Below are 24,843 nucleotides of genomic sequence, written 5' to 3'. Positions count from 1 at the left end.
GCCGCGCCGCGACGCCGGCGCTAACCTGCGCCGCGCCACCCGCCGATGTCCCCACGCACATGACCCGACCACGCCACATCGCGGCCGCCGCGGTCGCCGCCGCACTCGCCGTCGGGGCGGGCGCCGCCGCCGCCCAGACGACCGGGCCCGCGCCGGCCCCGGCCCCGACGCCGCCCGCGCCGCCCGCCTCCTTCACCTTCGAGGGCCGCGGCTGGGGCCACGGCGTGGGCATGTCCCAGTACGGCGCGCGCGGCCGCGCGCTCGCGGGCTGGAGCGCCATCCGCATCCTGCGCCACTACTACCAGGGCGTCGCCCTCGCGACGGCGCCGCCGCGCACCGTGCGGGTGCTGCTCGCGAGCGGCCCGCGCACGGCCGCGCTCACCAGCGCCACGCCGTGGCGGATCGCGGGCCGGCGGGCCGACGGCCGCCCGCGCACCGTGCGGCTCGCCGCCCGGGCCGTGCTGCGGCTGCGCGCCCTCGGGGGCGACCGGGTCGCGCTGGAGCGGGGCCGCCGCCGGGTGGCCCTCCTCCGCGGGCCCGTGGTGGCGACCAGCCCCGGCCGCGACCGCGCCGTGTCGTGGGGCCCGCGCCGCCCCGAGCCCGCCCGCGCCTACCGCGGCCGCCTGCGCGCCGTGCCGGAGGGCGGCGCGCTGACGCTGGTCAACGCGGTCGGGATGGAGGACTACCTCAAGGGGGTCGTGCCGCGCGAGATGCCGGCCGGCTGGGGCGACGACGCCCCGGCCGCCCTGCGCGCCCAGGCGGTGGCGGCCCGCTCCTACGCGCTGGCCACGATGCGCCCGACGGCGCACTACGACGTCTTCGACGACACCCGCAGCCAGGTCTACGGCGGCCGCGCGGCCGAGGACCCGCGCACCAGCCGCGCGGTCGACGCCACCCGCGGCAGGGTGCTGACATACGATGGCCGGGTCGTCACGGCGTTCTTCTTCTCCACCTCCGGCGGCGAGACAGAGGACGTGGAGAACGTGTTCCCGGGCGGCGGCCCGATGCCCTACCTGCGGAGCGTCCCCGATCCCTACGACCGCATCTCGCCGCTCCACCGCTGGCCCGACCCGCCCACCTTCAGCGCGGAGCGCCTCGGCGCCCTGCTCGGCCTGGGCGGCCCGGTGCGCGAGGTGCGGGTGCTGCGCCGCGGCGCCTCGCCGCGGGTGCTGAGCGCGCTGGTGACCACCCGCGCCGGCCGGCGGGCGACCTTCAGCGGCGCCACCCTGCGCGCCCGGCTCGGCCTGCGCGACACCTGGTTCACCGTGACGGCCCACCCGGCGGTCCGGTGAGCGGCCGGCGGGCCGCCGTCGCCGTCGCGACGGCCGGCCTGGCGTTCGCGGCGGCGGGCCCCGCGGCGGCGGCCGACCCCGTCCTGCCCCTCGCGGACGTCGTGCCCGGCATGACCGGCGAGGCGCGCACGGTGGTGCGGGGCACCGCGATCGAGACGTTCCCCGTGACGGTCATCGACGTCCAGCGGTCGGGCGACGGCCCCGGCGGCACGCTGATCCTCGTGCGGGCCTCCGGGCCGCTCATGGAGGCCACCGGCGGCGTGGCCGAGGGCATGAGCGGCAGCCCGGTCTACGTGACCGGCGCGGACGGCGTGGCGCGCGTGATCGGCGCGGTGGCGTACGGCACCGGCGACCAGGCCAACGTCATCGTGGGGGTCACGCCGATCGAGCAGATGATCGACTCGTCCTCCGGCCAGCGCGCGAACGCGGTCGCGCGGCGCGCCGCCGCACCGGTGCGGCGCGTGCGGCTGGTGCGCGACCGCGCGGCGGCCGTGGCGCTCGAGCGCCGCGACCCGGGCCGCATCGGCGCCTACCCGCTCGCCCGCTGGAGCGTGGCCGGGGCCTCCCGCCCGCTGCTGGCGGGCCTCTCCCGCGAGCTGCGGAGCGCGGGCGTGACCCTCACCGCGATCGGCCCGCGCACGCCGCGCCCGGCCGTGCCGCTCGTGCCGGGGGCGTCGATGAGCGTGATGCTCTCGAGCGGCGACCTGGCCCTCGGGGCCGTCGGCACCGCCACCTGGGTCGACGGCGCGACCGTCCTGGGCTTCGGCCACCCCTTCCTGCGGGCCGGCCGGGCGCGGTTCCTGCTCGGCGACGGCTACGTGTACCAGACGATCCCGGCCCCGATCGCGGGCGCGAGCTACAAGCTCGCCGAGCCCGGCGCCGTGCAGGGCACGGTGACCGGCGACCGCGCGGACGGCGTCACCGGCGTGATCGGCCCGGCCGAGGGCATCGCCGGGGTGGCGACGGCCACCGACGTCGCCCGCGGCACGCGCAGCACGGTGCGGACCACGATCGCGCCCGACGAGCGCACCGCACCGATCGTGGCCCTGCTGCTGCAGGACGAGCCCGTCGTCCGGGCGCGCGACGGGGTGGCCGCGGGAACGCTCACGCTGCGGGTGTCCGTGACGAGCCCGGACCTGCGCCGGCCGTTCACCTACCGCAACACGTACGCTGCGGCGGGCGACGTGGCGACGCTGGCGAGCGGCCAGGCCGCGCGCATCGTGCAGGTGCTGCTGCAGAACGGCGTCCGGCCCGTGCGCATCACGAAGCTCTCGATCAGCCAGCGCCTCGAGCCGCGGGTGCGCGCCGCGCGCCTCGTGTCGGCGCGGGTGCAGCCCCGCCGGGTGCGGGCCGGGGGCGCGGCCACCCTCGTGCTGCGGCTGCAGCCGTGGCGGGCGCCGGCGGTGACGGTGCGCGCGCGCTTCCGGGTGCCCGGCGAGGCCGGCCCCGGGCCGACCGGCCTGCGCGTGCTGCCGGGCGGCGCGGACGGGTTCGACCCCCTGGCGGCCGACCTCTCGCAGGACCTCGGCGTCGGCCTGGGCGCCGCCGCCCGCGCGCGGGCGGTGCGCGCGGCCGAGCGGGCGGCGCCGCGGGCCGGCGGCACCCGCCTGGCGCGCCTCATGGCCGGCCTGCGCCGCATCACCGACGACCGCAACGACACGGTGCGGGTGCTCGCGCCCGGCGACGACCCCGACGACGCGCGCGCCGGCGTCCGCGTGCCCGTCCCGTACGTCGTCCACGCCGGCCGCGCCGGCGTCCGGGTGGTCGTCCGCTAGGGCCGGGCGGCGGGCGGCGCGTCGCCGCCGGCCGCCCACTCCTCCAGCACGTCGAGCCACGGCTCGCCGTCGGCCAGGCGGCCGCCGAGGGCGTCGAGCGCCGCTCGCTCGGTGGGCCACGGCGCGCCGGGTGCGTCGGCCGGCGCGGCGGCCCATCCGCAGAGGTGCCGGGGCACGAGCACGGTGCGCCCGCCGGGCAGCGTCAGCTCCAGCTCGCGCGCGCCCGGGCGGGCGCGGTCGACCACGGCGACGCGGCCCTCACGCGCCTCGACGCCGAGGCGCGGCCGCGCGCTCATCCGGCGTCGACCATCTCCTCGGCCGGCACGTCGCGCCACACCTGGGCGGGGAGCCCGGCCACGAGCTTGCCCGGCGGCACGTCGCGGGTCACGAGCGCGCCGGCGGCGACGAACGCCTCGGCGCCGATCTCGATGCCCGGCAGGATCACCACGCCGCCGCCCACGCGGGCGCCGCGGCGGATGATCGCGCCCTTGATCTGCGAGTGGCGGGCCTCGGTGCGGCCCATGAAGTTGTCGTTCGTCGTCGTCACGCAGGGCGCGATGAAGACGTGCTCCTCCAGCTCCGAGTACGCGGTGATGTACGCGTTCGACTGGATCTTGGTCCACGCGCCGATCGGCACGTCGTTCTCGATGCAGACCCCCCGGCCCACGACGACGCCCTCGCCCAGCGTGCAGCGCTCGCGCACGGTGGCGAGGTCGCCGATCACGCAGCCGGGGCCCACGACCGTGCCGGCGTAGACGAGCGCGCCGCTGCAGACCGCCGCGCCCGCGCCGAGCTCCAGCGGGGCCAGCTCGCCACGCTTGCTCGTGGACCGCGACGACAGCTTGGGCTGCTTGCCGAGCACGACGTTGTCCTGGACGACGCAGCCGTCGCCGATGCGCGTGCCGTCGTGGATGACGACGTTGGCGCCGATCTCGACGTCGGCGCCGATCTCGACGCCCTCGCCGATGACGAGGTTCTCGCGGCTCATCTGCTGCTCCTTCTCGCGGCCGGGGCGCTCAGGCGGGGGCGGGCGCCCGCGCCAGCTGCACGGGCGCGCCGGAGGCGGCGAGCGACCGGGTCATGGCGTCCAGCACCTCGACGACCACCGCGCCGGCCCGCCCGTCCGACGCGGTCGGGGTGCGGTCGCGCACCGCGGCGACGAACCGCTCGCACACGATGCGCAGCGGCTCGGCCGCGGGGATCTTCGGGATGTGGATGTCGCCCGAGCGCACCTGGATGTACTCCCCGTACGTCTCCGTGCGGGGGATGGGGCCCTTGTCGTAGACCGTCACCTTGCGCTCGGTCTCCATGTCGTCGAAGACGACCATGCGCTCGGAGCCGATCACGGTCATCTTGCGCATCTTGTGGGGGTCGAGCCAGCTCAGGTGCAGGTGGCCGATGATCCCCGAGGGGAAGCGGATGCGCCCGAAGACGACGTCCTCGACGCCGGGCTGGAGGTAGCTCTCGCCGCTGGCGGCGACCTCGACCGGGCGCTCGCCCACCAGGTGCAGCATCACCGAGATGTCGTGCGGTCCCAGGCTCCACAGCGCGTTCTCGTCGGGGCGCACGATGCCGAGGTTCTGCCGGTTGCCGTAGAGGTAGAAGATCCGCCCCAGCGAGCCCCCGTCGACCAGGTCCTTCAGCTTCTCGACCGCGGGGTGGTGCACCAGCAGGTGATCGACCATCAGCACCCGGCCCGACGACTCGGCGAGGTCGGCCAGCGCGGTGGCGTCGGCCGCGTCGACGGCCAGCGGCTTCTCGACGAACGCATCCTTGCCCGCCTCGAGCACGGCCCGCGCCAGCGGCGCGTGCGTCGGCACGGGCGTGGCCACGGCGACGGCGTCCAGGGCCTCGTCGGCGAGCAGGTCGGCCAGGTCGGTGGTGAAGCGCGCGCCGGGGTAGGCGGAGCGGTGGCGGTCGAGCACGGCCTCGTCGCGGTCGCAGACCCACGCCAGGCGGGCGCCGTCGAGGCGGTCGAAGTTGCGGGCGAGGTTGGGGCCCCAGTAGTTCATCCCCACCACGCCGATGGTCACGCTCCGCGGGTCCGCGCTCACAGCCGCCACACCTTTCCGTCGCTCTCCGGGACGACGTTGCGGAAGTCCACGACGAGGTCCGACTCCCGCGCCACCATCGCCCAGTCGACCGCCGTGTGGGCGGTCACCACCACGACCGCGTCGGCCCCGCGCAGCGTGCGCTCGTCGAGCGGCACGCTGGCGAGGCCCTGCCGGGGCAGGTCGTGCACGTGCGGGTCGTGGTACTCGACCAGCGCGCCGTCGGCGCGCAGCAGGTCGATGATGCGCAGCGCGGGGCTCTCGCGCGTGTCGTTGACGTCGGCCTTGTACGAGGCGCCGATGATCAGCACGCGGCTGCCGTTGAGCGCCTTGCGCCGGCTGTTGAGCGCCTTCATCACCTTCTCGACGCAGAACAGCGGCATCTGCGAGTTGATCTTGCCCGCCAGCTCGATGAACTCGGTGTGGAGGCCGAACTCGCGCGCCTTCCAGGTGAGGTAGAAGGGGTCGATCGGGATGCAGTGCCCGCCCAGGCCGGGGCCGGGCCGGAACGGCATGAACCCGAACGGCTTCGTGGCGGCGGCGTCGATGACGTCCCACACGTCGATGTCCATGCGGTCGCAGAGCACCGCGAGCTCGTTGACCAGCGCGATGTTGACGCCGCGGAAGATGTTCTCGAGCAGCTTCGTCAGCTCGGCGACCTCGGGCGTCGAGACCGGCACGAGCGTCTCGCACGCGAGGCCGTACAGGTCCATCGCCCGCCGGGTGCACTCGGGCGTGAGGCCGCCGATCACCTTCGGCGTGGTGGCCGTGGTCCAGTCGGTGCGGCCGGGGTCGACCCGCTCGGGCGAGAACGCCACGTTGAAGTCGCGCCCCGCGCGCAGGCCCGAGCGCTCGAGCGCGGGCGCGAGCTCCTCCCGCGTGGTGCCGGGGTAGGTCGTGCTCTCGAGCACCACCAGGTGCCCGGGGCGCAGGCGGCTCGCCAGGCTCTCCGCCGCCCCGAGCACGGCCGACAGGTCGGGCTCGCGGTGCTCGGTGAGCGGCGTGGGCAGGCAGATGATGATCGCCTCGACGGCGCGCAGCTCGTCCCACGAGGTGGTCGCGCGCACGGTGCCGGCGGCCACGAGCGGCGCCAGCCGCTCCGAGGGCACGTCCTCGATGTACGAGCGGCCGCCGTTGATCTGGTCGACCTTGCCCTGGATGGCGTCCAGGCCGAGCACGGCGACACCGGCCTCGGCGAACGTGACCGCGAGCGGCAGTCCGACGTAGCCCAGGCCGACGATGCCGACCCGGGGGGCGTCGCCGCTCATCTGTGGCCCGGCGCGGTGCGCGCCCGGGCGAAGGGGAGGCGGCGGGTCAAACGCGGTTACTCTAGGGAACGGCGCTGACGAGGGGAAGGAGCCGATGCGACCGGAGACCCTGCTCGCCGGGCTCCCCCGGCTGGTGCGCGTGGCCGACGAGACCCGCTGGCGCGGCCAGTGCTCCGTGGCCGCCGCGCTGGTCGTCGCCGCCTTCTGGGCCTGCACCTGGCTGCTCGGCGAGCCGGTGCGCCCCGACCGCACGGCCCTCGCCGCCGCCGCGAGCGCCGTGCCGCCGCTGGTGGCCGGCACGCTGGGCGGCGCGCGGCGCGTACGGCGCACGCTCCTCGGCGCGGTGCGCCCGCCGCGGTCGACGTTGCACGAGACGCTCGCCGCGTCCCGCGACCGCCGCATGCGCCTGGCGTCGGTCGTGCTCACCGGCATCGTCGCGCTGCTGCTGTTCGATCACTTCACCGGCGGCGGGGGCGTGATGGCCGGCCTCGTCGCGGGCCTCCTGGCCGGCCTGGGCGCCTCGGACTGGGTCGAGTCGCACCGCTGGGAGTCGGCCGAGCGCGAGCGCGAGACGCGCATCTTCGTGATCGTGCGCCCCGACGCCCTCTCGCCGCGGCTCGCGCCGCAGGAGGTCTACGAGACCCCGCGCCCGGGCGCGGGGCGCGAGCGCCGTCACGAGCCGAGCCCCTTCGACCTCGAGATCTAGCGCCGGCCCGGGCGGCCGCCCGGGCCGGCCGGGCGCTACCGGCGCAGCGCCTTCGCCCGGGCCACCCTGAGGGCCTTCGCCCGCGCGGCGGCCTTCTTGCGGGCCTTCGCCCGCAGCTCGGCGCGCTTCACCACGCGGGCGTTGGCGATGCAGAAGTTGCTCACGCCGACGGGCTTGGGCGTGAAGGCCCGGCCGGTGTACGGCCACACCCGCCACACGTAGCAGGTGCTCGGCTTCAGGATCCGCTTGGGCGCCTTGTAGTTGCGCGTCCGGGGGAACCGCGAGAGCACCTTCGTGACCTTCGGCGTGCGCCGGCCGGCGACCTTCTGCACCCGGAAGACCTGCAGGTTGTAGAGCTTCGTGCCGCGCGGGCCGCGGGACCACCGCAGGGTGGGCGAGCGCGTGTGCAGCGTCTTGCCCGCCTTCGGCGTGAGCCGCTTGGCGTTCTGCCGCGGCAGGATGGCGATGAGGGCCGCGTTGCTGTTCGGGGGCGGGGCGGGCGCGAGCGAGCCGAGCACCGTGAACGGCACGACCGCCGGCTGCGAGAGGTTGCCGGCCGGGTCGATCTGCCAGACCTGGAAGGTGTACGGCCCCTCGGCGAGGTGCTCCGAGAGCGTCGCCGAGGTCGCCGGCGTGTCGGTCGGGCCGGCCACGGGCTCGCCGGCCGCGTTCAGCAGCACCCAGCGCGAGTAGGCGCCCGGCTCGGTGGCCCAGGTGAAGACCGGGGCCGTCGCCGACGGGAAGCTCGGCTGCACCAGGATGCGCGGCGGGTCGGGCGGGATGGTGTCGACCTTGAACGTCCGGGTGGCCTCCGCGCTGCGCCGGCCGGCGGCGGTCACCTGGTGCACGCGGAAGGTGTAGTCGCCGTCCGGCAGCGCGGCGCGCGGGGTGGCCTGCCGGCTGGTGGCGAAGGCGATGCCCGAGTCGCTCGGCTGCTGCGCGCCCGCGGCCGTGATGTCCCAGCGGTACTCGTCCTCGGTGCCGTTCCAGGTGAAGGTGGGCCGCGAGTTGGAGACCGGCGACGCGGGGCCGCCCGTGATGACCGGCGCGTCGGGCGTGGTCGGGTCGACCGTCAGCCGCTGCGACGGCGAGTTGCGCGAGTTGCCGGCCTTGTCGAACGTCACCACGCGCCAGTCGAGCGGCTGGCGCTCGGGCAGGCGCTCCGAGAACTGGGCCGGCGCCGCGGACGGGTCGCCGATGGCGGGGTCGCGGACGGTCGCGAGCGTGGTGTAGGCGTCCTCGGTGGCCGGCTTGTACTGCAGCTCGTAGCGGTCGATGCCGGAGGTGGCGTCCACGCCGCGCGTCCACGAGAAGGTCGGCTCGTCGGCGACCAGGGCGTTGATGCCCGGCGACAGCGGCTCGCCGGCGTCGGAGCCGGGCGGGTTGGGCCGCGTGCCGTCGAACTTGAAGGCGGGCAGCGGGATCGTGGTGGTGTTGCCGGCGGAGTCCGACGCCGACGCGGTCTGCGCGCCGGCGGCGAAGTCGCCGTCGGTGGTCCAGGTGATGTCCGAGCAGATGTCCGAGCACGTCAGCCGGACGACGAGCGAGCGGTACCAGCCCTCGACCCCCTGGGCGCCGGCGAAGGCGGCGCTGAGCGTGGGGGCGACCCGGTCCGGGTTGATGCCCAGGGTCGCGTACGCGCTGGTGCCCGAGGAGTCGACGGCCGCGATCCGCAGGAACTGGGGCCCGTCGGCGACCTCCGTCTGGAACGAGGTGCCCGTCCCGAGCGGCGTCGCCGGCTCGCCGGCCGGGTCGGTCGTCAGCCCGCCGATGTACGAGACGCCCGGCTCCGCGTCGGCCGGGGCCGACCAGGTGAACGTCCAGGGCCCCGCGTCGTTGCGCGCGTTGGCCGTGCCGAGCCCGCCGGGCGCCGAGACGCCGAGCGCGGACCCGGCCGCGACGAGCAGCCCGAGCGCGGCCGCGCCGAGCGACGCGGCGAGACGGGGGCGGGAGGACGAGCGATGCATCATGTGGGCGGCCGCCTGGGACGTGGAGATACCGCGGGCAGTGTATGCGGCAGCCTGCTCCGCCGAGGGCGCCCGCGGGAACTGGCCGATGGTCGAGGCTTGGCCCGCCCCCGGTCGGGATCGCGCCCGCCGATCGGCAGGGCGCCCCGTGCTCAGGCCGCCGCGGCGACCGCCGCGGCGATGCGCTCGGCGGCCCGGCCGTCGCCGTAGTACGGCGGGCGCTCGGCGGGCATGGCGAGGTCCGCCAGGGCCGCCCGCACCCGGGCCGGGTCCATGCCGGTCAGGTGGTTGAAGCCGCCCTCGACCGTCTCCACCCACTCGGTGGTGTCGCGCAGGGTCACGCAGGGGACGCCGTGGAAGTAGGCCTCCTTCTGCACGCCGCCCGAGTCGGTCACCACCGCGCGCGCCGACATGAGGAGGGCCGTGAAGTCGAGGTAGCCGACCGGCGGCGAGAGCCGCAGCGTGGGGTGGCCGGCCAGCGCGTCCCAGCGGCCGGTCGCCTCCAGCCGGTGGCGCGTGCGCGGGTGCACGGGGAAGACCGCCGGCTCGTCGATCGCGCGCAGCACCTCCACGAGGGCGTCGAGGGCCGCCTCGGTGTCGGTGGCGGCCGCGCGGTGCACCGTGACGAGCAGGTAGCGGCCGGGCTCGAGGCCGAGGGCGGCCGGGCCGGGCCGGGCCGCCGCGGCGGGCGCGAACATGCGGGACGCGTCCAGCATCACGTCGCCCACCTGGTGGACGCCCGCGACGACGCCCTCGCGGGCGAGGTTCTCCACGGCGGTGTCGGTGGGGCACAGGAGCAGCGACGAGAGGTGGTCGGCGACCACCCGGTTCTGCTCCTCCGGCATCGAGCGGTCGAACGAGCGCAGGCCGGCCTCGACGTGGCCCAGCGGCACGCCGAGCTTCGCCGCGGCCAGGGCCCCGGCGAGCGTCGTCGTGGTGTCCCCGTAGACGAGCACCATGTCGGGCCGCTCGGCCGCGAGCAGCGGCTCGAGCCGCTGCAGCATCACGGCCAGCTGGGTGACGGGCGTGCCGTGGCCCACCTCGAGCGCGTGGTCGGGCCGGGGCACGCCGAGCTCGTCGAAGAAGAGGTCGGCCAGCTCGGGGTCGTAGTGCTGGCCGCTGTGCACGAGCACCTCGTCGACCCGGGCGCGCAGCGCGCGCGACAGCGGCGCCGCCTTCACGAACTGCGGGCGGTTCCCCACCACCGAGACGACCTTCATATGCCGGTGAACCCGACGCCCGACAGGCGCTGCGTGATGACCTCGAAGCGGCCGGTCGCCACGAGCACGCCGATCACGACGAACACGCTCGCGGCTGCCGCGTTGACCACCCGCCAGCGGTCGCGCATCCAGCGGAAGGCGGCCATCAGGCGGGTCACGAACAGCCCCGACAGCAGGAAGGGGATGCCGAGCCCCAGCGAGTAGGTGAACAGCAGGCTCGCGCCGAGCCCCGGCGACCCGGTGGGGGCGGCGTAGGAGAGGATGCTGCCCAGGATGGGGCCGATGCACGGGGTCCAGCCCACGGCGAAGGCGGCGCCCACGAAGCCCGCGCCGACGAGCGTGGTGGGGCGGCGGGCCACCGGGATGCGCCGCTCCGTCTGCATCAGCCCGAGCTGCGGCAGGGCCACCATCGCGAGCCCCATGGCGATCAGCAGGCTGCCGGCGACCACGTTGAGCACGTCCTGGTCCTGCGTGAACGAGTAGCCGATCAGCCCCGCACCCGCGCCGTACGCGGTGAACATGAGCGAGAAGCCGAGCACGAACGCGAGCGTCGGCACCAGCACGTCGCGCGTGCGCGAGCCGAGCTCGTCGAAGGAGACGCCGGAGATGAACGTCAGGTAGCCCGGCACCACCGCGAGCACGCACGGCGACACGAACGAGACGAACCCCGCGGCGAAGGCCACCGGGTAGCTGAGCACCGAGATCTCGTCCACGCGCACGATCGTAGCCGTCGCGGGCCGCGTTCCGTCATCGCCCGGCGACCCCGGCCGTCCCGATCCGCGCCCCGGGTGCGCCGTGGACCGCCGCTGCCGGGGCGGCCGGGCTAGGGTTGTCCGTACCGGGGGTACAGATCCGAAGAGACGACGCGAGGAGGCCAGCGTGGCGACGACGACCGGAACGTCCCTTGAGCGGATCCTCGGTGACGAGGCAGAGGCCCTGCTCACGCACCGATGCACGACGATCCCGGCCGAGCGGCTGACGATCCCCGGCCCGACCTGGGTCGACGACGTGATGGCCGGGTCGGACCGCCCCGTCCCCGTGCTGCGCTCCCTGCAGACCCTGTTCGACCACGGCCGCCTCGGCGGCACGGGCTACGTGTCGATCCTCCCGGTGGACCAGGGCATCGAGCACTCCGCCGGCGCCTCGTTCGCGCCCAACCCCGAGTACTTCGACCCGATGCGCATCGTCGAGCTGGCGATGGAGGGCGGCTGCAACGCCGTCACCACCACGCTCGGCGGCCTCGGCGTGGCGGCGCGCCGGTACGCGCACAGGATCCCGTTCGTGCTCAAGCTCAACCACAACGAGTTCCTGTCGTACCCCAACGCGTACGACCAGGTGATGTTCGCGTCGGTGCGCCAGGCGCGCGAGCTGGGCGCGGTCGCCGTCGGCGCCACCATCTACTTCGGCTCGCCGGAGTCGCGGCGCCAGATCCAGGAGGTCTCCGCCGCCTTCGCCGCCGCCCACGAGCTGGGCATGGCGACGATCCTCTGGTGCTACCTGCGCAACCCGGCCATGAGCGCGAAGGACGGCGGCCCCGACTACCACGTCGCCGCCGACCTCACCGGTCAGGCGAACCACCTGGGCGTGACGATCCAGGCCGACATCATCAAGCAGAAGCTGCCCGAGACGGCCGCCCCGGGCTTCCTCGACCTGAAGTTCGGCAAGACGCACGCGAAGGTCTACTCCGACCTGATGAGCGACAACCCGATCGACATGACCCGGTACCAGGTGGCCTCCTGCTACATGGGCCGCATCCCGCTCATCAACTCGGGCGGGGCCTCGGCGGGCGACACCGACCTGCAGCAGGCGGTGCGCACCGCGGTCATCAACAAGCGGGCCGGCGGCTCGGGCCTGATCTCCGGCCGCAAGGCCTTCCAGCGCCCGTTCGCCGACGGCGTCGCGCTGCTGAACGCCATCCAGGACGTGTACCTCGACCCCGAGGTCACGATCGCCTGAGCCGTGTGCTCCCCGGGGCCGCGCGGCGGCCCCGGGGAGCAGGCGTGCGGCTTCCCCGCAGCGCCCGTGAGCCCCCGCCCGGATGCCGGGCCGGGGCGCCGGCGGGATCCTCCTCGCATCGACGAGAGGAGGCGCCCGATGATCGGCGACATCGTCCGCTGGGATCCCTTCCGGGAGATGGCGAGCCTGCGCGACGAGATGGACCGCGCGCTGGCGCGCATGCGCGGGGGGGCGGCTGGGGCCGGTCCCCCGTGGACCCCGGTGTCCGACGTGCACGAGAGCGGCGACGCGATCGTGATCACCGCCGAGCTGCCCGGCGTGAAGGACGAGGACATCGATATCTCGGTGCAGGACGGGATGCTCGCGATCTCCGGCGAGCGCCGCCTGGCCGAGGACGTGACCGAGGACGGCTACCGCCACGTCGAGCGGTCCTACGGCGGCTTCCGCCGCACGTTCCGGCTGCCCGACGGCGCGCGCGAGGAGGACATCTCGGCGGCCACCAGCTACGGGGTGCTGAAGATCACCATCCCGAAGCCGGCCGCCGGCAGCCCGCGCAGGATCCCGGTGAACGGCGGCTCGTAGCCTCGCGCGGCGCCCGGCCCGCGCGGCGCGCGGCCGGGCGCCGCCTCAGCGGGCCGTCCAGCCGCCGTCGACGGCGATCGCCTGGCCCGTGACGAACGAGGCCCCGCCCGAGCAGAGCCAGACGACCGCGTCGGCGATCTCGCCGGGCGCGCCCATCCGCCCCATCGGCTCCCCGGACCGCAGGCCCGCCTCGAGCTGCGGGTCGCCGTGGGTGTAGCGGTCCACCATCGCCGTGTCGATCACGCCCGGGCAGACCGCGTTGACGCGGATCCCGCGCCGCGCGTAGTCGAGCGCCGCCGCGCGGGTGAGCCCCACGACCCCGTGTTTGCTCGCGACGTACGCCGGCGAGCCGGCGAAGCCGACCAGGCCGGCGATCGACGCGCAGTTGACGATCGAGCCGCCGCCCCCCTCGAGCATCGCGGGGATCTCGGCGCGCATGCAGCTCCAGACGCCGGTGAGGTTGACGGCGAGCACCCGGTCCCAGTCCGCCCGGGTGCAGTCGGCCGCCGCCGCCGGGTCGCCCTCGATGCCGGCGTTGTTGAACGCGGCGTCCAGCCGGCCGTGCTCGCGCAGCGCCGCGGCGACCATCGCCTCGGCAGCGCCTCCGTCCGCCACGTCGGTCGGGACGAAGGTCGCCCGCCCGCCCCCGGCGACGATCGCGCGGGCGGCCTCCCCGCCCTCGCGCTCGCGCACGTCGGCGATCACGACCGCGGCCCCGCGGACGGCGAACGCCCGCGCGGTCGCGAGCCCGATGCCGGCGGCGCCGCCCGTCACGACCACCACCCGCGGGTCGCCCTCGCTCATCATCGTCCTCCCCCTCGTCGGCCCGGGGCCGCGCGGGCGGCGCTCACCGCGCCTCCAGTCCCGCCCGGGCGGCCTCCAGCAGCACCCGCCGCTCGGCCGCGGCCACGTTGCGCCGCGCGCGGTCGAGCGCGTCCGGCGTCACCGAGATCGCGTCGATCCCGGCCCGCACGAGGATCTCCGCGTACTCGGGGTGCACGGACGGCGCCTGCCCGCAGATCGAGGTCGCCAGCCCGAGGCGCCGGGCGCCGCGGACGAGGCCCTCGATCGCCTCGACGACGGCCGGGTCGCGCTCGTCGAACGTGCCGGCCAGCAGCTCGGAGTCGCGGTCGGCGCCCAGCATGAGCTGCGTGAGGTCGTTCGAGCCGATGGAGATGCCGCGGATCCCGAGCGCCGCGTAGCGCGACAGGTTGAAGACGACCGAGGGCACCTCGGCCATCGCCCACAGCTCGAAGCCCCGCCGGTCCAGCAGGCCGGACGCGGCCACGAGGTCGCGGCAGCCGCGCAGCTCGTCCGCCGTGCGGACGAACGGGATCATCACGTGCAGGTTCGCGAGGCCGGCGTCCCACACGCGCGCGACGGCCGCCAGCTCCAGCCGCAGCAGCGCCGGATCGCGGGTGTAGCGCAGGGCCCCCCGCCAGCCGATCATCGGGTTGGCCTCGACCGGCTCCACCGCCTCGCCGCCCTCCAGGCCGCGGAACTCGTTGGTGCGGAAGTCGTGGGTCCGGTAGGTCACCGGCCGGGGCGCGAAGGGGCCGGCGATCGCCGTGATCGCGTCCGCCAGCCGGTCCACCACGCGGCCGGACATCCCCCGCTCGATCAGCAGCGCGGGGTGGGCGCCCTCGAGCGCCTCGAGCAGCATCATCTCCGCGCGCACGAGGCCCACCCCGTCGGCGTCGAGGGCCGCCGCGGCCGCCGCGCGGGACGGCTCGCTCAGGTTGAGCAGCACCCGTGTGCCGGTGACCGCCGCGCCGCCGCCGGCGGCCGGCCGGGGGGCGGGCCGCGCCGGCGCGGACGGCGCGGACGGCGCGGCCGCGCCGGCCGTGACGCGCCCGCGCGTGGCGTCGACCACGACGTGCTCGCCGTCGCGGATCCGCTCCGTCGCGCCGGCGGCCCCGACGACGCACGGCACGCCCAGCTCGCGGGCCACGATCGCCGCGTGGCAGGTCATGCCGCCGGTCTCGGTGACGATCGCCGCCGCGCGGCGCATGACGGCGGCCCAGTCGGGCGCGGTCATGTGGGTCACGAGCACCTCGCCGGGGCCCAGGCGCCCGCCGTCGTCGAGCGTGGCGATCACGCGGGCCACGCCCGCGGCCCGCCCCGGCGCGGCGCCCAGGCCCGCGACGGTCGCGGCGCCACCGTCCCCGGGCCCGGCCGGCGCCCCGCCCGAGCCGACTGCCGTGACCGGCCGCGACTGCAGCAGCCAGAGCCGGCCGTCGGCGTCGAGGGCCCACTCGATGTCCTGCGGCTCGCCGTAGTGGGCCTCGATGGCCAGCGCGTGCCGCGCCAGCTCGCGCGCCGTCGCGTCGGCGACGGCGGCCCTGCCGCGCTCCTCCTCGGTCGTGTCGCGCCGGGCGACGCCGCCGCCCGGCAGGCCGACGACCCGGGTGCCCTTCGCGCCGACGGCCCGCTCGGAGATCTCGCCGCTCGCCTTGTCGACCACGAAGCGATCGGGGCTGACCGATCCCGAGACGACCCCCTCGCCGAGCCCGTACGCCGCCTCGATGACGACGCGGTCGCGCGCGCCGGTGGTGGGGTCGAGCGTGAACATCGTGCCCGCGGCCGCCGCGTCGACCTGGCGCTGCACGATCACCGCGATCGCCAGGCCCTCCTCGGCGATGCCCCGGGAGCGCCGGTACCCGATCGTGCGGGCGCCGTAGAGCGAGGCCCAGCAGCGCCGCACGGCCTCGACGACCGCGTCGGCGCCCACCGTGTTGAGGAACGTCTCGTTCATGCCGGCGAACGACGCGCCGGGCGCGTCCTCGGCGGTCGCGGACGAGCGCACGGCGACCGGCGCGTCGCCCGTGCGCCGGGCCAGGGCGGCGTGCGAGCGGCGAATCGCCGCCTCGAGCGGGTCCGGCAGCGGCACGTCCATCACGATCGCCCGGGCGCGCGCCGCCGCCGCGCGCAGCCCGTCGGGGTCGGCCGGGTCCGCCGCCGCGACGATCCCTGCCAGCCCGGCCCAGGCGCCGGCCGCGCGGACGGCGGCCGCGAACGCCGGCGCGCCGACCACGAAGCCCTCGGGCACCGGCACGCCGGCGGCCACCAGCTCGCCGAGGTTGGCGCCCTTGCCGCCGGCGAAGGCGACGTCGCCCCGCCGCAGCGCGGCGATGTCGCGGATGGCGTCGGTCGTCGCCTCGGTGGTCGTCCCCATCGTGGGCCTCCCCGCGGGCCTCGGCGCCCCGGCCGGGGCGCCCTCGTCCCCCCGAGCCTGGCCCCCGGCGCGCGGCCGGTCATCCGCGTGCCGGGCGGGCGCGCTGCGGGGAACCCGTACGGCCCGGCGTGGTCACGCGGATTCGCCCGGCGGGGCGGGCGGCGAGCCTGGCGCCATGCCGGCACCGACGATCGCCAAGCCGTCGCGGGCGCGCGTCCCGCCGAACGTCGCCGACTACGCCGCCGCGAGGGCCGCGTTCTCGTGGGCGGCGGCGCGCGCGGCGCTCGAGGGCCTGCCGGGCGGCGGCCTCAACATCGCCCACGAGGCGGTGGACCGCCACGCCACCGGCCCGCTCGCCGGCGCGGTGGCCCTCCGCCACCGCGCCCGGTCGGGGGCGGTCCGCGAGATCACCTACGCCGAGCTGGCGGACCTGACCGGCCGCTTCGCGGCCGTGCTGCGCGGCCTGGGGGTCGGCCCCGGCGAGCGCGTCGTCGCCGCGGCCCCGCGCGTCCCCGAGCTGTACGTGGCGGCCCTCGGCGCCCTGAAGGCGGGCGCGGTGTTCTGCCCGCTGTTCTCGGCAGTTCGGCCCGGAGCCGATGCGGCAGCGGATGGCGCTCGGCGGCGCCGCCGTGCTGGTGACGACCACCGCGATCCACCGGGTGAAGCTGCGCGGCGTCCGCGAGGCGCTGCCCGGGCTGCGCCACGTGCTCGTGGCCGGCGGGCCCGCCGAGGAGGGGCCGGGCGTCCACGACCTCGGCGCGCTGATGGCGGCGGCCGCCGGCCCGGCGCCGGTCGCGCCGACGCGGCCGGAGACGCCCGCGCTGCTGCACTTCACCAGCGGCACGACCGGCACCCCGAAGGGCGTCGTGCACGTCCACGAGGCCGTCGTGGCGCACCACGCGACCGCCCGGTCGGCCCTCGACCTACACCCGGGCGACGTCTTCTGGTGCACCGCGGACCCCGGCTGGGTGACCGGCACCTCGTACGGCATCGTGGCGCCGCTGGTCCACGGGGTGACGAGCGTGGTCGACGAGGGCGAGTTCGACGCCGACCGCTGGTACGCGGTGCTCGCCGAGGAGCGTGTGAGCGTCTGGTACACCGCCCCCACGGCCGTGCGCATGCTGATGCGGGCCGCCGGCGCCGCGCCGCGGCCCCCGCTGCCCGACCTGCGCTTCGTCGCCAGCGTGGGCGAGGCGCTCGACGCCGAGGCCGTCCGCTGGGGCGTCGACGCGCTGGGGCTGCCGATCCACGACAACTGGTGGCAGACCGAGACGGGCGCGATCATGATCGCGAACCTCGCCGCGCTGCCGATCAGGCCCGGCTCGATGGGCCTGCCGCTGCCCGGCGTCGACGCCACGGTGCTCGCGCTCGGCGACGACGGGCGCCCGCTCGTGCGCGACGGGGCCGTCGTCGAGGCGCCGGCGGGGGTGGAGGGCGAGCTCGCGCTGCGGCGGGGCTGGCCGTCGATGTTCCGCGCCTACCTGGGCCAGGAGGACCGCTACCGCGCCTGCTTCACCGACGGCTGGTACCGGTCGGGCGACCTCGTGAGCCGCGACGAGGACGGCCACTTCTGGTTCGTGGGCCGCGGCGACGACGTCATCAAGTCGGCCGGCCACCTCATCGGCCCCTTCGAGGTCGAGAGCGTGCTGATGGAGCACCCGGCGGTGGCGGAGGCGGGCGTCGTCGGGCTGCCGGACCCGGTCGCCGGGCAGGCGGTGGCCGCCTTCGTCGTGCCGGCCGCGGGCGTCGCCCCCTCCGACGCCCTCGCCCGCGACATCCGCGGCTTCGCGCGCGCCCGGCTCGGCGCGGCGATCGCCCCGAAGACCGTCGCCTTCCGCGACCGGCTGCCCCACACCCGCAGCGGCAAGACCATGCGGCGGCTGCTGCGCGACCGCGCGCTCGGCCTGCCCGAGGGCGACGTCTCGACGCTGGAGGCGGGGGCATGACCGGCCGGCCGGCGGACGGGCCGCCCGGCGGCGCCGGCGCGCCCGCGGCGCCCTCGGCGCCCGCGGGCGCGCGCGACGGCCTCGCGCTGTGGCGGCGGATGCTGCTCGTGCGGCGGTTCGAGGAGACCTGCGCGGAGCTGTACGCGGCCGGGCGCATCCGCGGCTTCCTGCACCTCTACGTGGGCGAGGAGGCGGTGGCGGCCGGGGCGATGGCGGCGCTGGGGCCCGAGGACGCCGTCGTCGCCACCTACCGCGAGCACGCGCACGCGCTCTGCCGCGGCATGCCGGCCTGGTCGCTGATGGCCGAGATGCTCGGCATGGCCGAGGGCTGCTCGCGCGGCCGCGGCGGCTCGATGCACCTCTTCGACCCGTCGCGGCGCTTCTACGGCGGCAACGCGATCGTCGCGGCCGGCCTGCCGACCGCGGTCGGCGTCGCCCTCGCCGACCGCATGCGCGGGCGGCGCGCGGTCACCGCCTGCTTCTTCGGCGACGGCGCCGTCGCCGAGGGCGCCTGGCACGAGTCGCTCAACCTCGCGGCGCTCTGGCGCCTGCCGGTGCTCTTCCTCTGCGAGAACAACCGCTACGCGATGGGCACCGAGATCACGCGCGCGCTCGCCGAGCCGCGCGTCGCGCGCCTGGCGGCCCGCTACGGCATGCCGGCCGAGGCGGTCGACGGCATGGACGTCGAGGCGGTGGCGGACGCGGCCGGCGCCGCGGCCGCCCGGGTGCGCGACGGCGCCGGCCCGGCCCTGCTCGAGCTGGAGACGTACCGCTTCCGCGCGCACTCGATGTACGACGCGGAGCGCTACCGCTCGAAGGCCGAGGTGGCCCGCTGGCGCCGGCGCGATCCGCTGACCGTCCAGGGCGACCGGCTGCGCGCCGCCGGCGCGCTCGACGACGACGCGGCGGCCGAGGCCGAGCGGCGCGTCGCCGAGGAGATCGCGGCCGCCGTGGCGATCGCGTCGGCCGGCACGCCCGAGCCGGTGGAGGACCTCCTGCGCTTCGTCCACGCGGAGGAGGCGCTGTGAGCGCCGCGGCGCCGGCGACCTACCGCGAGGCGGTGCGCGAGGCGATCCGCGAGGCCCTGCGCCGCGACGACCGCGTCTTCCTGATGGGCGAGGACGTCGGCCGCTACGGCGGCTCGTACGCCGTCTCGGCGGGGCTGCTCGAGGAGTTCGGCGAGGAGCGGGTGCGCGACACCCCGCTCTCCGAGCTGACCTTCGTCGGCGCCGGCATCGGGGCCGCGCTGGCCGGCATGCGGCCGATCGTGGAGGTCATGACGATCAACTTCAGCCTGCTGGCGCTGGACCAGGTGGTCAACACGGCGGCCGCGATGCGCCACATGTCCGGCGGCCGCCTCGGGGTGCCGCTGGTCATCCGCATGGCCACCGGCGGCGGGCGGCAGGTCGCCGCCCAGCACTCCCACAGCCTGGAGGCCTGGTACGCCCACGTCCCCGGCCTGCGGGTGCTGGCCCCCGCCACGATCGAGGACGCCCGGGGCATGCTCTGGCCGGCGCTGGCGGACCCCGACCCGGTGGTCATCGTGGAGCACGCCGGCCTCTACAACCTGCGCGGCGAGCTGCCGCCCGGGCCCGCCCCGGTGGACATCGCGTCCGCCGCCGTGCGCCGGCCCGGCCGCGACGTGACGCTCGTGGCCCACGGCGGCACGGTGGCGGTCGCGGCCGAGGCGGCGGGGCGCCTGGCGGCGGAGGGCGTCGAGGCCGAGGTGCTCGACCTGCGGGTGCTGCGCCCGCTCGACCGGCCCGCGATCCTCGCGTCGGCGCGCCGCACCCGGCGCGTGGTCGTCGTGGACGAGGGCTGGCGCACGTGCGGCCTGTCGGCGGAGGTCGCGGCCCACGTCGCCGAGGAGGCCTTCTACGAGCTGGAGGCGCCCGTCGCGCGCGTCTGCGGCGCCGAGGTGCCGATGCCGTACGCGGGCCACCTCGAGCGGGCGGCCATGCCGCAGGCGGACGACGTGGTGGCGGCCGTGCGGGGGCTGGTCGGCGGTGCCTGAGATCCTCATGCCCGCGCTCGGCGCCGACATGGAGGACGGCGTGCTCGTCGAGTGGCTCGTCGGCCCCGGCGACGCCGTGGCCCGCGGCGACGTGGTCGCGGTGGTCGAGACCGACAAGGGCGCGATCGAGATCGAGGCCTACGAGGCGGGGGTCGTCGAGCGGCTGCTGGAGCCGGTGGGCGCCCGCGTGGCGGTCGGCCGGCCGATCGCCCGCCTGGCCGGCGCCGCCGCGCCGGCGCCCGGGCGGCCGGCGCCGCCCCCCGAGCCCGCGCCCGCCGGCGTGCGCGCCTCGCCGGCCGCGCGGCGCGCCGCGGCGGCGCGCGGCGTGGAGCTCGGCGGGCTGGCGGGCAGCGGGCCCGGCGGCGCGATCACGGTCGCCGACGTGGAGCGCGCGGCCGACGGCGGCCCGCCGGCGCCGGACCGCGCCGAGGCGCTGCGCCGGGCGACCGGCGCGCTCATGGCGCGGGCGAAGCGCGAGATCCCCCACTACTACCTGCTCCACACGATCGACGCGGGCCCGGTGACCGACCTGCTGCGCCGCGCCAACGAGGGGCGCGCGGCGGCCGACCGGCTGGTGCTGACGCCCTTCCTCGTGCGGGCGATCGCGCTCGCGGCCCGCGACGTGCCCGAGGTCAACGGGCACTGGATCGAGAGCCGGTTCGCGCCGGCCGGCGCGGTGCACGTGGGGCTCGCCGTCGCGCTGCGCGGCGGCGGCGTGGTCGCGCCCGCGGTGCGCGACGCGGGGGAGGCCGGCGCGGAGGAGCTGATGGCGCGCGTGCGCGCCGTCGTCGAGCGCGCCCGGTCCGGCGTCATCCGCTCGTCGGACGCGGCCGAGGCGACCATCACGCTCACGGCGCTCGGCGAGCGCAGCGTCGAGGCGGTCCACGGCGTGATCCACCCGCCGCAGGTGGCGCTCGTGGGCGCCGGCAGCGTCGTCGAGCGCCCGTGGGTGGTCGACGGCCGCCTGGAGGCCCGCCCCGTGCTCACGCTCACGCTGGCCGGCGACCACCGGGTCAGCGACGGGCGCCGCGGCGGCCGCTTCCTGCGCCGGATGGAGGCGCTCCTGGCACGGCCGGAGCTGCTGTGACCGAGGCCGACGCCGCCGCCGTGCTCCTCGCCGCGCTCGGCGAGGTCGCGCCCGAGGTGGACGCCGCCGGGCTGGCGCCCGACGTGCCGCTGCTCGACCAGGTCGACCTCGACTCGATGGACTTCCTGGCGTTCGTCGCCGGGGTGGAGGAGCGCGCGGGCGTCGCGGTGCCCGAGCGCGACTACCCGCGGCTCGCCACGCTCGCCGCGGGGGCGTCGTACCTCGCCGCCCGCCGTTCGCCCGGCGCGCGGGACGGGTAGGCGGAGGGCATGGACACGACACGACCCGACCTCGCCGCCCTGACCCGCCTCGAGGACCCGCTCGGCGTGCTGTCCGTGTACGTCGACGCCGACCCCGAGGGGGTGACCGGCGCCCGCCCGGCGTGGGCGATCGAGGTCGACAACCGCCTCGGGGAGCTGCGCGAGGCGATCCGGCGGACCGAGGCGCACGACCGCTGGACGGCCGTCCACGCGGCGCTCGACCGGCTGGAGCCGCGCATCGCCGCGCTCGCCGACCCTGCCGCGCCGGGCCGCGGCAGGGCGCTCTTCGCGCCGCTCTCCGGCGGGCCCGCCGAGGAGCTCGCCGTGCAGGTGCCGCTCGCGACGACGGTCGTGCTCGACCGGCGCGCGCACCTGGGGCCGCTGCTGCGGGCGATGGACGAGGCGCGGCCGACGGGGGTCGTCAACGTCTCCCGCGAGGCCATCCGCGTGGTCGACCTGCGCATGGGCGCGGCGGAGGAGGTCGAGGAGCTCGAGCTCGACATCGACACCAGCACCTGGCGTCGCAAGGCCGGCACGCCGGGCAGCAATCCGGCCGCCACCGCCGCCGGGGGCGCGGGCCCGGGCGGCGGCCCGTCGACCGGGTCCATGTACCAGCAGTCGGGCACCGCGCAGCGCGACCGCTTCGAGCGCAAGCTCGAGGACCACCAGGTGCGCTTCGTGGCCGGCGCCGCCGACGACGTCCTGCGCATCGCCGTCGAGCGCGGCTGGGAGCGCATGGTCGTGATCGGCGACCCGCGGCTGACCGGGCCGCTCGTCGAGGCGGTCCCCGAGACGGCCCCGCTCGAGGCGCTGGCGGTCGAGGGCACCTTCGAGTGGCAGCGCCCGGCCCAGCTCGCCGAGGCCATCGCCCCGGCCCTGACCGAGCACCACCGGCGCCGCGAGCTGGAGCTGGTGGAGCGCGCGCTGGCCGGCGCCGCCGCCGGCGGCCGCGGCGCGACCGGTCCCGAGGCCGTCGGCGCCGCGCTCGTGGAGGGCCGCGTGGAGGTCCTGCTGATCGAGGCCGGCCGCGCCATCGAGGGGGTGCGCGCGCCGGACGGCCGCATCGCGCCGCTCGGCATCGTCCCGGACGGCGTCCGTCCCGAGGAGCTGGAGCCGGAGCCGCGCCTGGACGAGCGCATGGTGGAGATGGCGCTCGACGCGTCCGGGCGGGTGGTCCCCGTCGACGGCCAGGCAGCGGCGCGGCTGGCCGAGCACGGGGGCGTCGCGGCCGTCCTGCGCTGGTAGCGCGGACGGCCGGGCGTAGCCTGGCCCGGTGGGCGGCGTCCTCGGCGAGATCGCGGGATGGTTCGCGCGGGTCGGCGACGAGCTCGGCCGCGTGTCCCCCGGGGCGCTGCTCGCGGCGGTGGCCCTCCAGACGCTGATCGCCGGGCTCAACGCCCTCGCGTGGCGCAACATCCTGCGCGCGGCGTACCCGGCGGGGGGCGTCCGGTACCCGCCGGTCTTCGGCGTCTACGCCGGCGGCGACGCGCTCAACCACGTGCTGCCCGCCCAGGCCGGCACCGTGGCCATGCTCGGGCTGCTGCGGGGCATGGTGCCGGGGTCGACCGTGCCGGGCCTGCTCGGCGCCCAGGTGGTCCAGACCCTCTTCTACGGCGCCGCCGGCGCGGCGGTGTACGCGTTCCTCTTCACGACCTTCCCCGGGGCGAGCGAGGTGCACTTCAGCGCGCTCCTCGACCGGCCGGCGCTCGCGGCGGCGCTCGCGCTCGCCGCCGCCGCCGCGGGCCTCGTCGTCGCGCGGCTGCTGCGCCGCCGCCTGCGCCGGGCGCTCGCCGACGCGCGCGAGGGCGCCGCCATCCTGCGCTCGCCGCGCCGCTACGCGGCGGGCGTGCTGCTGCCCCAGCTCGCCGCGTGGACCACCCGCCTCGCCCTGGTGGCGGTCCTGATGCGCGCCTACGGGGTGCCGGTGAGCCCCCGCACCGTGTTCCTCGTCGTGGCCGTGATGTCGGTCTCGACGCTCGTGGCCGTCACGCCGGGCGGCGTGGGCACGCAGCAGGCGCTGGCGGCCGTGGTGCTCGCCGACGTCGCCCCGACCGCCACGGTGGCGGCGTACTCGCTCGGGCAGCAGGCAATCCTCACCGCCTGGAACGTGGCGCTCGGCGCCGTGGCCCTCGCGGCGACGATCGGCTGGGGCGGCACGCGCGGCCTCATCCGTGAGCAGTGGGCCCTGGCGCGGGGTCGCGGCCCCGCGGACCGCTGACCGCCTCCGGCGCACGGACCCACCGGGGGCCCAGCACGACCATCGACACGACCGCCGCGGCGAGCGCCAGCGCGGAGAAGCCGGCCGCGCCGAGCACCGCGCCCGACCCCAGTCCGCCCGTGGCGCCGGCGAGGCCCATCAGCAGGTCCGAGCGGCCCTGCGCGCCGGTGCGCCGCTCCAGCGGCACGGCGTCGACCAGCAGGGCGCTGCCGGCCACCAGGCAGAGGCTCCACCCCAGGCCGAGCAGGAACAGGGCCGTCATCAGCGCGGCCGTGGCCGACGGGTCGGCGAGCGCCGCGAGCAGCCCGGCCGCGGTGAGGCACGCCGCGCCGGCGCGCAGCGCGGGCATGCGCCCGAGGCGGTCGGTGACCAGGCCGACGAGCGGCGAGAGGAGGTACATCCCCGCGATGTGCACGCTGATCACGAGCCCGACGACCGTCAGCCCGTGGCCGTGCCCCCGCATGTGGAGCGGGGTCATCGTCATCACCGCGATCATCACCAGCTGGGCGGCGACCATCGCCGACACGCCGGTGAGGGCGGCGCCGCCGGCGAGGTCCGACCAGCCGCCGCCCCCGCCCCCGCCCGCATCCGCGGGCGCGGGCGGGGCCGGGACCGGCGCGCGCAGCGCCCGGGCGGTGAGCAGCGGGTCGGGGCGCAGCGCGACCGCGACCACGGCCGCCGCCGACGCGTACGCGAGGGCCGACAGCGCGAAGGGCCCAGCCAGGGCGGGCAGGCCGGCGGCGCCGGCCGCGGCGCCGGTGGGGTCGATCAGGGTCGGCCCGGCGACCGCGCCGAAGGTGGTCGCGAACAGCACCGTGCTGACGGCCCGCGCCCGGGCCGGCGCGGGCGCCAGGTCGGCGCCCGCGAACCGGGCGGCCAGGCTGGCGGCGTTGCCGGCGCCGAACAGCGCCATGCCGGCCACCAGCAGCGCGAAGCTGCCGGCCGCGGCGGCGGCGACCACCACCGCGGCGCCGGCGGCGCCGAGCAGGTAGCCGAGCGCCAGCCCCGGCCGCCGCCCGCGGGCGTCCATCAGGCGCGCGAGCGGGGGCGCGCCGAGCGCGCCCCCGGCCGTCGCCACCGCCACCGGGACGCCGGTGAAGGTGTCGCCGCCGAGCAGGTCCCGCGCGAGCAGGGCGCCCACGGCCACCCCGGCCGCGAGCCCCACGCCCCCCAGCACCTGCGCCGCCACGAGCGCGGTCAGGGTGCGTCGCTGCACGCGCGCGGCGTCGTGCGGGGCGGTGGGGCGGGCGGGCGCGGGCACGCCCGCCATCGTGGGGCGGCCGGCCCCGGGGCGCAAGGCGGCGCCTCGGACGCCTGCGCCCGCCG

The 24,843-nt window shown here is 77.3% G+C and carries 22 protein-coding genes and 1 pseudogene; 13 read left to right on the top strand and 10 right to left on the bottom strand.

Going from position 1 to position 24,843, the window contains the following annotated elements; genetic code table 11:
• The first annotated feature begins 59 nt into the window (after positions 1-59).
• Both ITJ85_RS16490 and ITJ85_RS16485 read left to right on the top strand, forming a co-directional pair.
• Positions 60-1,292, top strand: coding sequence for a SpoIID/LytB domain-containing protein (locus ITJ85_RS16490; protein WP_217914198.1), 1,233 nt, complete (start codon positions 60-62; stop codon positions 1,290-1,292).
• A complete protein-coding gene (locus ITJ85_RS16485; RefSeq protein WP_217914197.1) occupies positions 1,289-3,067 on the top strand; it encodes a SpoIVB peptidase S55 domain-containing protein in 1,779 nt (592 codons plus the stop codon). The genes ITJ85_RS16490 and ITJ85_RS16485 overlap by 4 nt, the downstream gene beginning before the upstream one ends.
• On the opposite strand, the gene ITJ85_RS16480 is transcribed toward ITJ85_RS16485, so the two are convergent.
• Genes ITJ85_RS16480 through ITJ85_RS16465 form a run of 4 tightly spaced genes read right to left on the bottom strand, consistent with a single transcriptional unit; the run spans position 3,064 to position 6,386 of the window.
• Complete coding sequence (locus ITJ85_RS16480; protein ID WP_217914196.1) at positions 3,064-3,363, bottom strand: hypothetical protein; 300 nt, start codon at positions 3,361-3,363, stop codon at positions 3,064-3,066. The genes ITJ85_RS16485 and ITJ85_RS16480 overlap by 4 nt on opposite strands.
• Positions 3,360-4,055, bottom strand: coding sequence for an N-acetyltransferase (locus ITJ85_RS16475; protein WP_217914195.1), 696 nt, complete (start codon positions 4,053-4,055; stop codon positions 3,360-3,362). The genes ITJ85_RS16480 and ITJ85_RS16475 overlap by 4 nt, the downstream gene beginning before the upstream one ends.
• A 28-nt stretch (positions 4,056-4,083) precedes the next feature.
• Positions 4,084-5,121 (bottom strand): Gfo/Idh/MocA family protein, encoded by a 1,038-nt coding sequence (locus ITJ85_RS16470; RefSeq protein ID WP_217914194.1) that lies wholly within the window; start codon positions 5,119-5,121, stop codon positions 4,084-4,086.
• Positions 5,118-6,386 carry a nucleotide sugar dehydrogenase gene (locus ITJ85_RS16465; protein WP_217914193.1) on the bottom strand — a complete coding sequence of 423 codons (1,269 nt, stop codon included), beginning with the start codon at positions 6,384-6,386 and terminating at the stop codon, positions 5,118-5,120. The genes ITJ85_RS16470 and ITJ85_RS16465 overlap by 4 nt, the downstream gene beginning before the upstream one ends.
• 94 nt (positions 6,387-6,480) lie before the next feature.
• Here ITJ85_RS16465 and ITJ85_RS16460 point away from each other — a divergent pair, with 94 nt between their 5' ends.
• Positions 6,481-7,092 carry a hypothetical protein gene (locus ITJ85_RS16460; protein WP_217914192.1) on the top strand — a complete coding sequence of 204 codons (612 nt, stop codon included), beginning with the start codon at positions 6,481-6,483 and terminating at the stop codon, positions 7,090-7,092.
• A 35-nt stretch (positions 7,093-7,127) separates the two neighbouring features.
• On the opposite strand, the gene ITJ85_RS16455 is transcribed toward ITJ85_RS16460, so the two are convergent.
• From ITJ85_RS16455 to ITJ85_RS16445, 3 genes are all read right to left on the bottom strand, one after another.
• Positions 7,128-9,062 (bottom strand): Ig-like domain repeat protein, encoded by a 1,935-nt coding sequence (locus tag ITJ85_RS16455; protein WP_217914191.1) that lies wholly within the window; start codon positions 9,060-9,062, stop codon positions 7,128-7,130.
• A 149-nt stretch (positions 9,063-9,211) separates the two neighbouring features.
• Complete coding sequence (wecB, locus tag ITJ85_RS16450) at positions 9,212-10,279, bottom strand: non-hydrolyzing UDP-N-acetylglucosamine 2-epimerase (RefSeq protein WP_217914190.1); 1,068 nt, start codon at positions 10,277-10,279, stop codon at positions 9,212-9,214.
• Positions 10,276-10,992 carry a cytochrome c biogenesis CcdA family protein gene (locus ITJ85_RS16445; protein ID WP_217914189.1) on the bottom strand — a complete coding sequence of 239 codons (717 nt, stop codon included), beginning with the start codon at positions 10,990-10,992 and terminating at the stop codon, positions 10,276-10,278. Before ITJ85_RS16445 ends, wecB begins: the two co-directional genes overlap by 4 nt.
• Positions 10,993-11,158: 166 nt before the next feature.
• Between ITJ85_RS16445 and ITJ85_RS16440 the strand changes: the two genes are divergently transcribed.
• Both ITJ85_RS16440 and ITJ85_RS16435 read left to right on the top strand, forming a co-directional pair.
• The gene (locus ITJ85_RS16440; protein WP_217914188.1) at positions 11,159-12,235 is read left to right on the top strand and encodes a class I fructose-bisphosphate aldolase; all 1,077 of its coding nucleotides are present in this window, start codon (positions 11,159-11,161) and stop codon (positions 12,233-12,235) included.
• Positions 12,236-12,373: 138 nt separating this feature from the next.
• Positions 12,374-12,817: an Hsp20/alpha crystallin family protein gene (locus ITJ85_RS16435; RefSeq protein ID WP_217914187.1), complete on the top strand. Its 444-nt coding sequence runs from the start codon at positions 12,374-12,376 to the stop codon at positions 12,815-12,817.
• Positions 12,818-12,862: 45 nt separating this feature from the next.
• Here ITJ85_RS16435 and ITJ85_RS16430 read toward each other — a convergent pair whose 3' ends face one another.
• Complete coding sequence (locus tag ITJ85_RS16430; RefSeq protein ID WP_217914186.1) at positions 12,863-13,621, bottom strand: SDR family oxidoreductase; 759 nt, start codon at positions 13,619-13,621, stop codon at positions 12,863-12,865.
• Between the two features lie 43 nt (positions 13,622-13,664).
• Entirely contained in the window at positions 13,665-15,992 is a 2,328-nt protein-coding gene (gene ppsA / locus ITJ85_RS16425; RefSeq protein ID WP_217914185.1) for a phosphoenolpyruvate synthase, read from the bottom strand.
• Between ppsA and ITJ85_RS17565 the strand changes: the two are divergent.
• From ITJ85_RS17565 to ITJ85_RS16385, 8 genes and pseudogenes are all read left to right on the top strand, one after another.
• Positions 15,949-16,521: pseudogene (locus tag ITJ85_RS17565) on the top strand (AMP-binding protein); the annotation flags it as partial. The gene ppsA and the pseudogene ITJ85_RS17565 overlap by 44 nt on opposite strands.
• A 67-nt stretch (positions 16,522-16,588) precedes the next feature.
• Entirely contained in the window at positions 16,589-17,938 is a 1,350-nt protein-coding gene (locus ITJ85_RS16415; RefSeq protein WP_217914184.1) for an AMP-binding protein, read from the top strand.
• On the top strand, positions 17,935-18,966 hold the full coding sequence (pdhA, locus tag ITJ85_RS16410; protein WP_217915976.1) for a pyruvate dehydrogenase (acetyl-transferring) E1 component subunit alpha: 1,032 nt from the start codon (positions 17,935-17,937) through the stop codon (positions 18,964-18,966). Before ITJ85_RS16415 ends, pdhA begins: the two co-directional genes overlap by 4 nt.
• Entirely contained in the window at positions 18,963-19,952 is a 990-nt protein-coding gene (locus ITJ85_RS16405) for an alpha-ketoacid dehydrogenase subunit beta (RefSeq protein WP_217914183.1), read from the top strand. The genes pdhA and ITJ85_RS16405 overlap by 4 nt, the downstream gene beginning before the upstream one ends.
• Entirely contained in the window at positions 19,945-21,039 is a 1,095-nt protein-coding gene (locus ITJ85_RS16400; protein ID WP_217914182.1) for a 2-oxo acid dehydrogenase subunit E2, read from the top strand. Before ITJ85_RS16405 ends, ITJ85_RS16400 begins: the two co-directional genes overlap by 8 nt.
• Positions 21,036-21,299 (top strand): acyl carrier protein, encoded by a 264-nt coding sequence (locus ITJ85_RS16395; RefSeq protein WP_217914181.1) that lies wholly within the window; start codon positions 21,036-21,038, stop codon positions 21,297-21,299. Before ITJ85_RS16400 ends, ITJ85_RS16395 begins: the two co-directional genes overlap by 4 nt.
• Positions 21,300-21,308: 9 nt before the next feature.
• Complete coding sequence (locus ITJ85_RS16390; RefSeq protein ID WP_217914180.1) at positions 21,309-22,544, top strand: VLRF1 family aeRF1-type release factor; 1,236 nt, start codon at positions 21,309-21,311, stop codon at positions 22,542-22,544.
• A gap of 28 nt (positions 22,545-22,572) precedes the next feature.
• The gene (locus ITJ85_RS16385) at positions 22,573-23,517 is read left to right on the top strand and encodes a lysylphosphatidylglycerol synthase domain-containing protein (protein ID WP_217914179.1); all 945 of its coding nucleotides are present in this window, start codon (positions 22,573-22,575) and stop codon (positions 23,515-23,517) included.
• On the opposite strand, the gene ITJ85_RS16380 is transcribed toward ITJ85_RS16385, so the two are convergent.
• On the bottom strand, positions 23,465-24,787 hold the full coding sequence (locus ITJ85_RS16380; RefSeq protein ID WP_425517126.1) for an MFS transporter: 1,323 nt from the start codon (positions 24,785-24,787) through the stop codon (positions 23,465-23,467). The two genes, ITJ85_RS16385 and ITJ85_RS16380, sit on opposite strands and share 53 nt — an antisense overlap.
• Positions 24,788-24,843 lie beyond the last annotated feature (56 nt).

Origin of the sequence: Miltoncostaea marina, from assembly GCF_018141525.1 — a bacterium.
GTDB classification, from domain to species: Bacteria; Actinomycetota; Thermoleophilia; order Miltoncostaeales; family Miltoncostaeaceae; genus Miltoncostaea; species Miltoncostaea marina.
The sequence above is the reverse complement of the archived record's forward strand: the minus strand, read 5'-3'. Positions and strand labels throughout refer to the sequence as shown.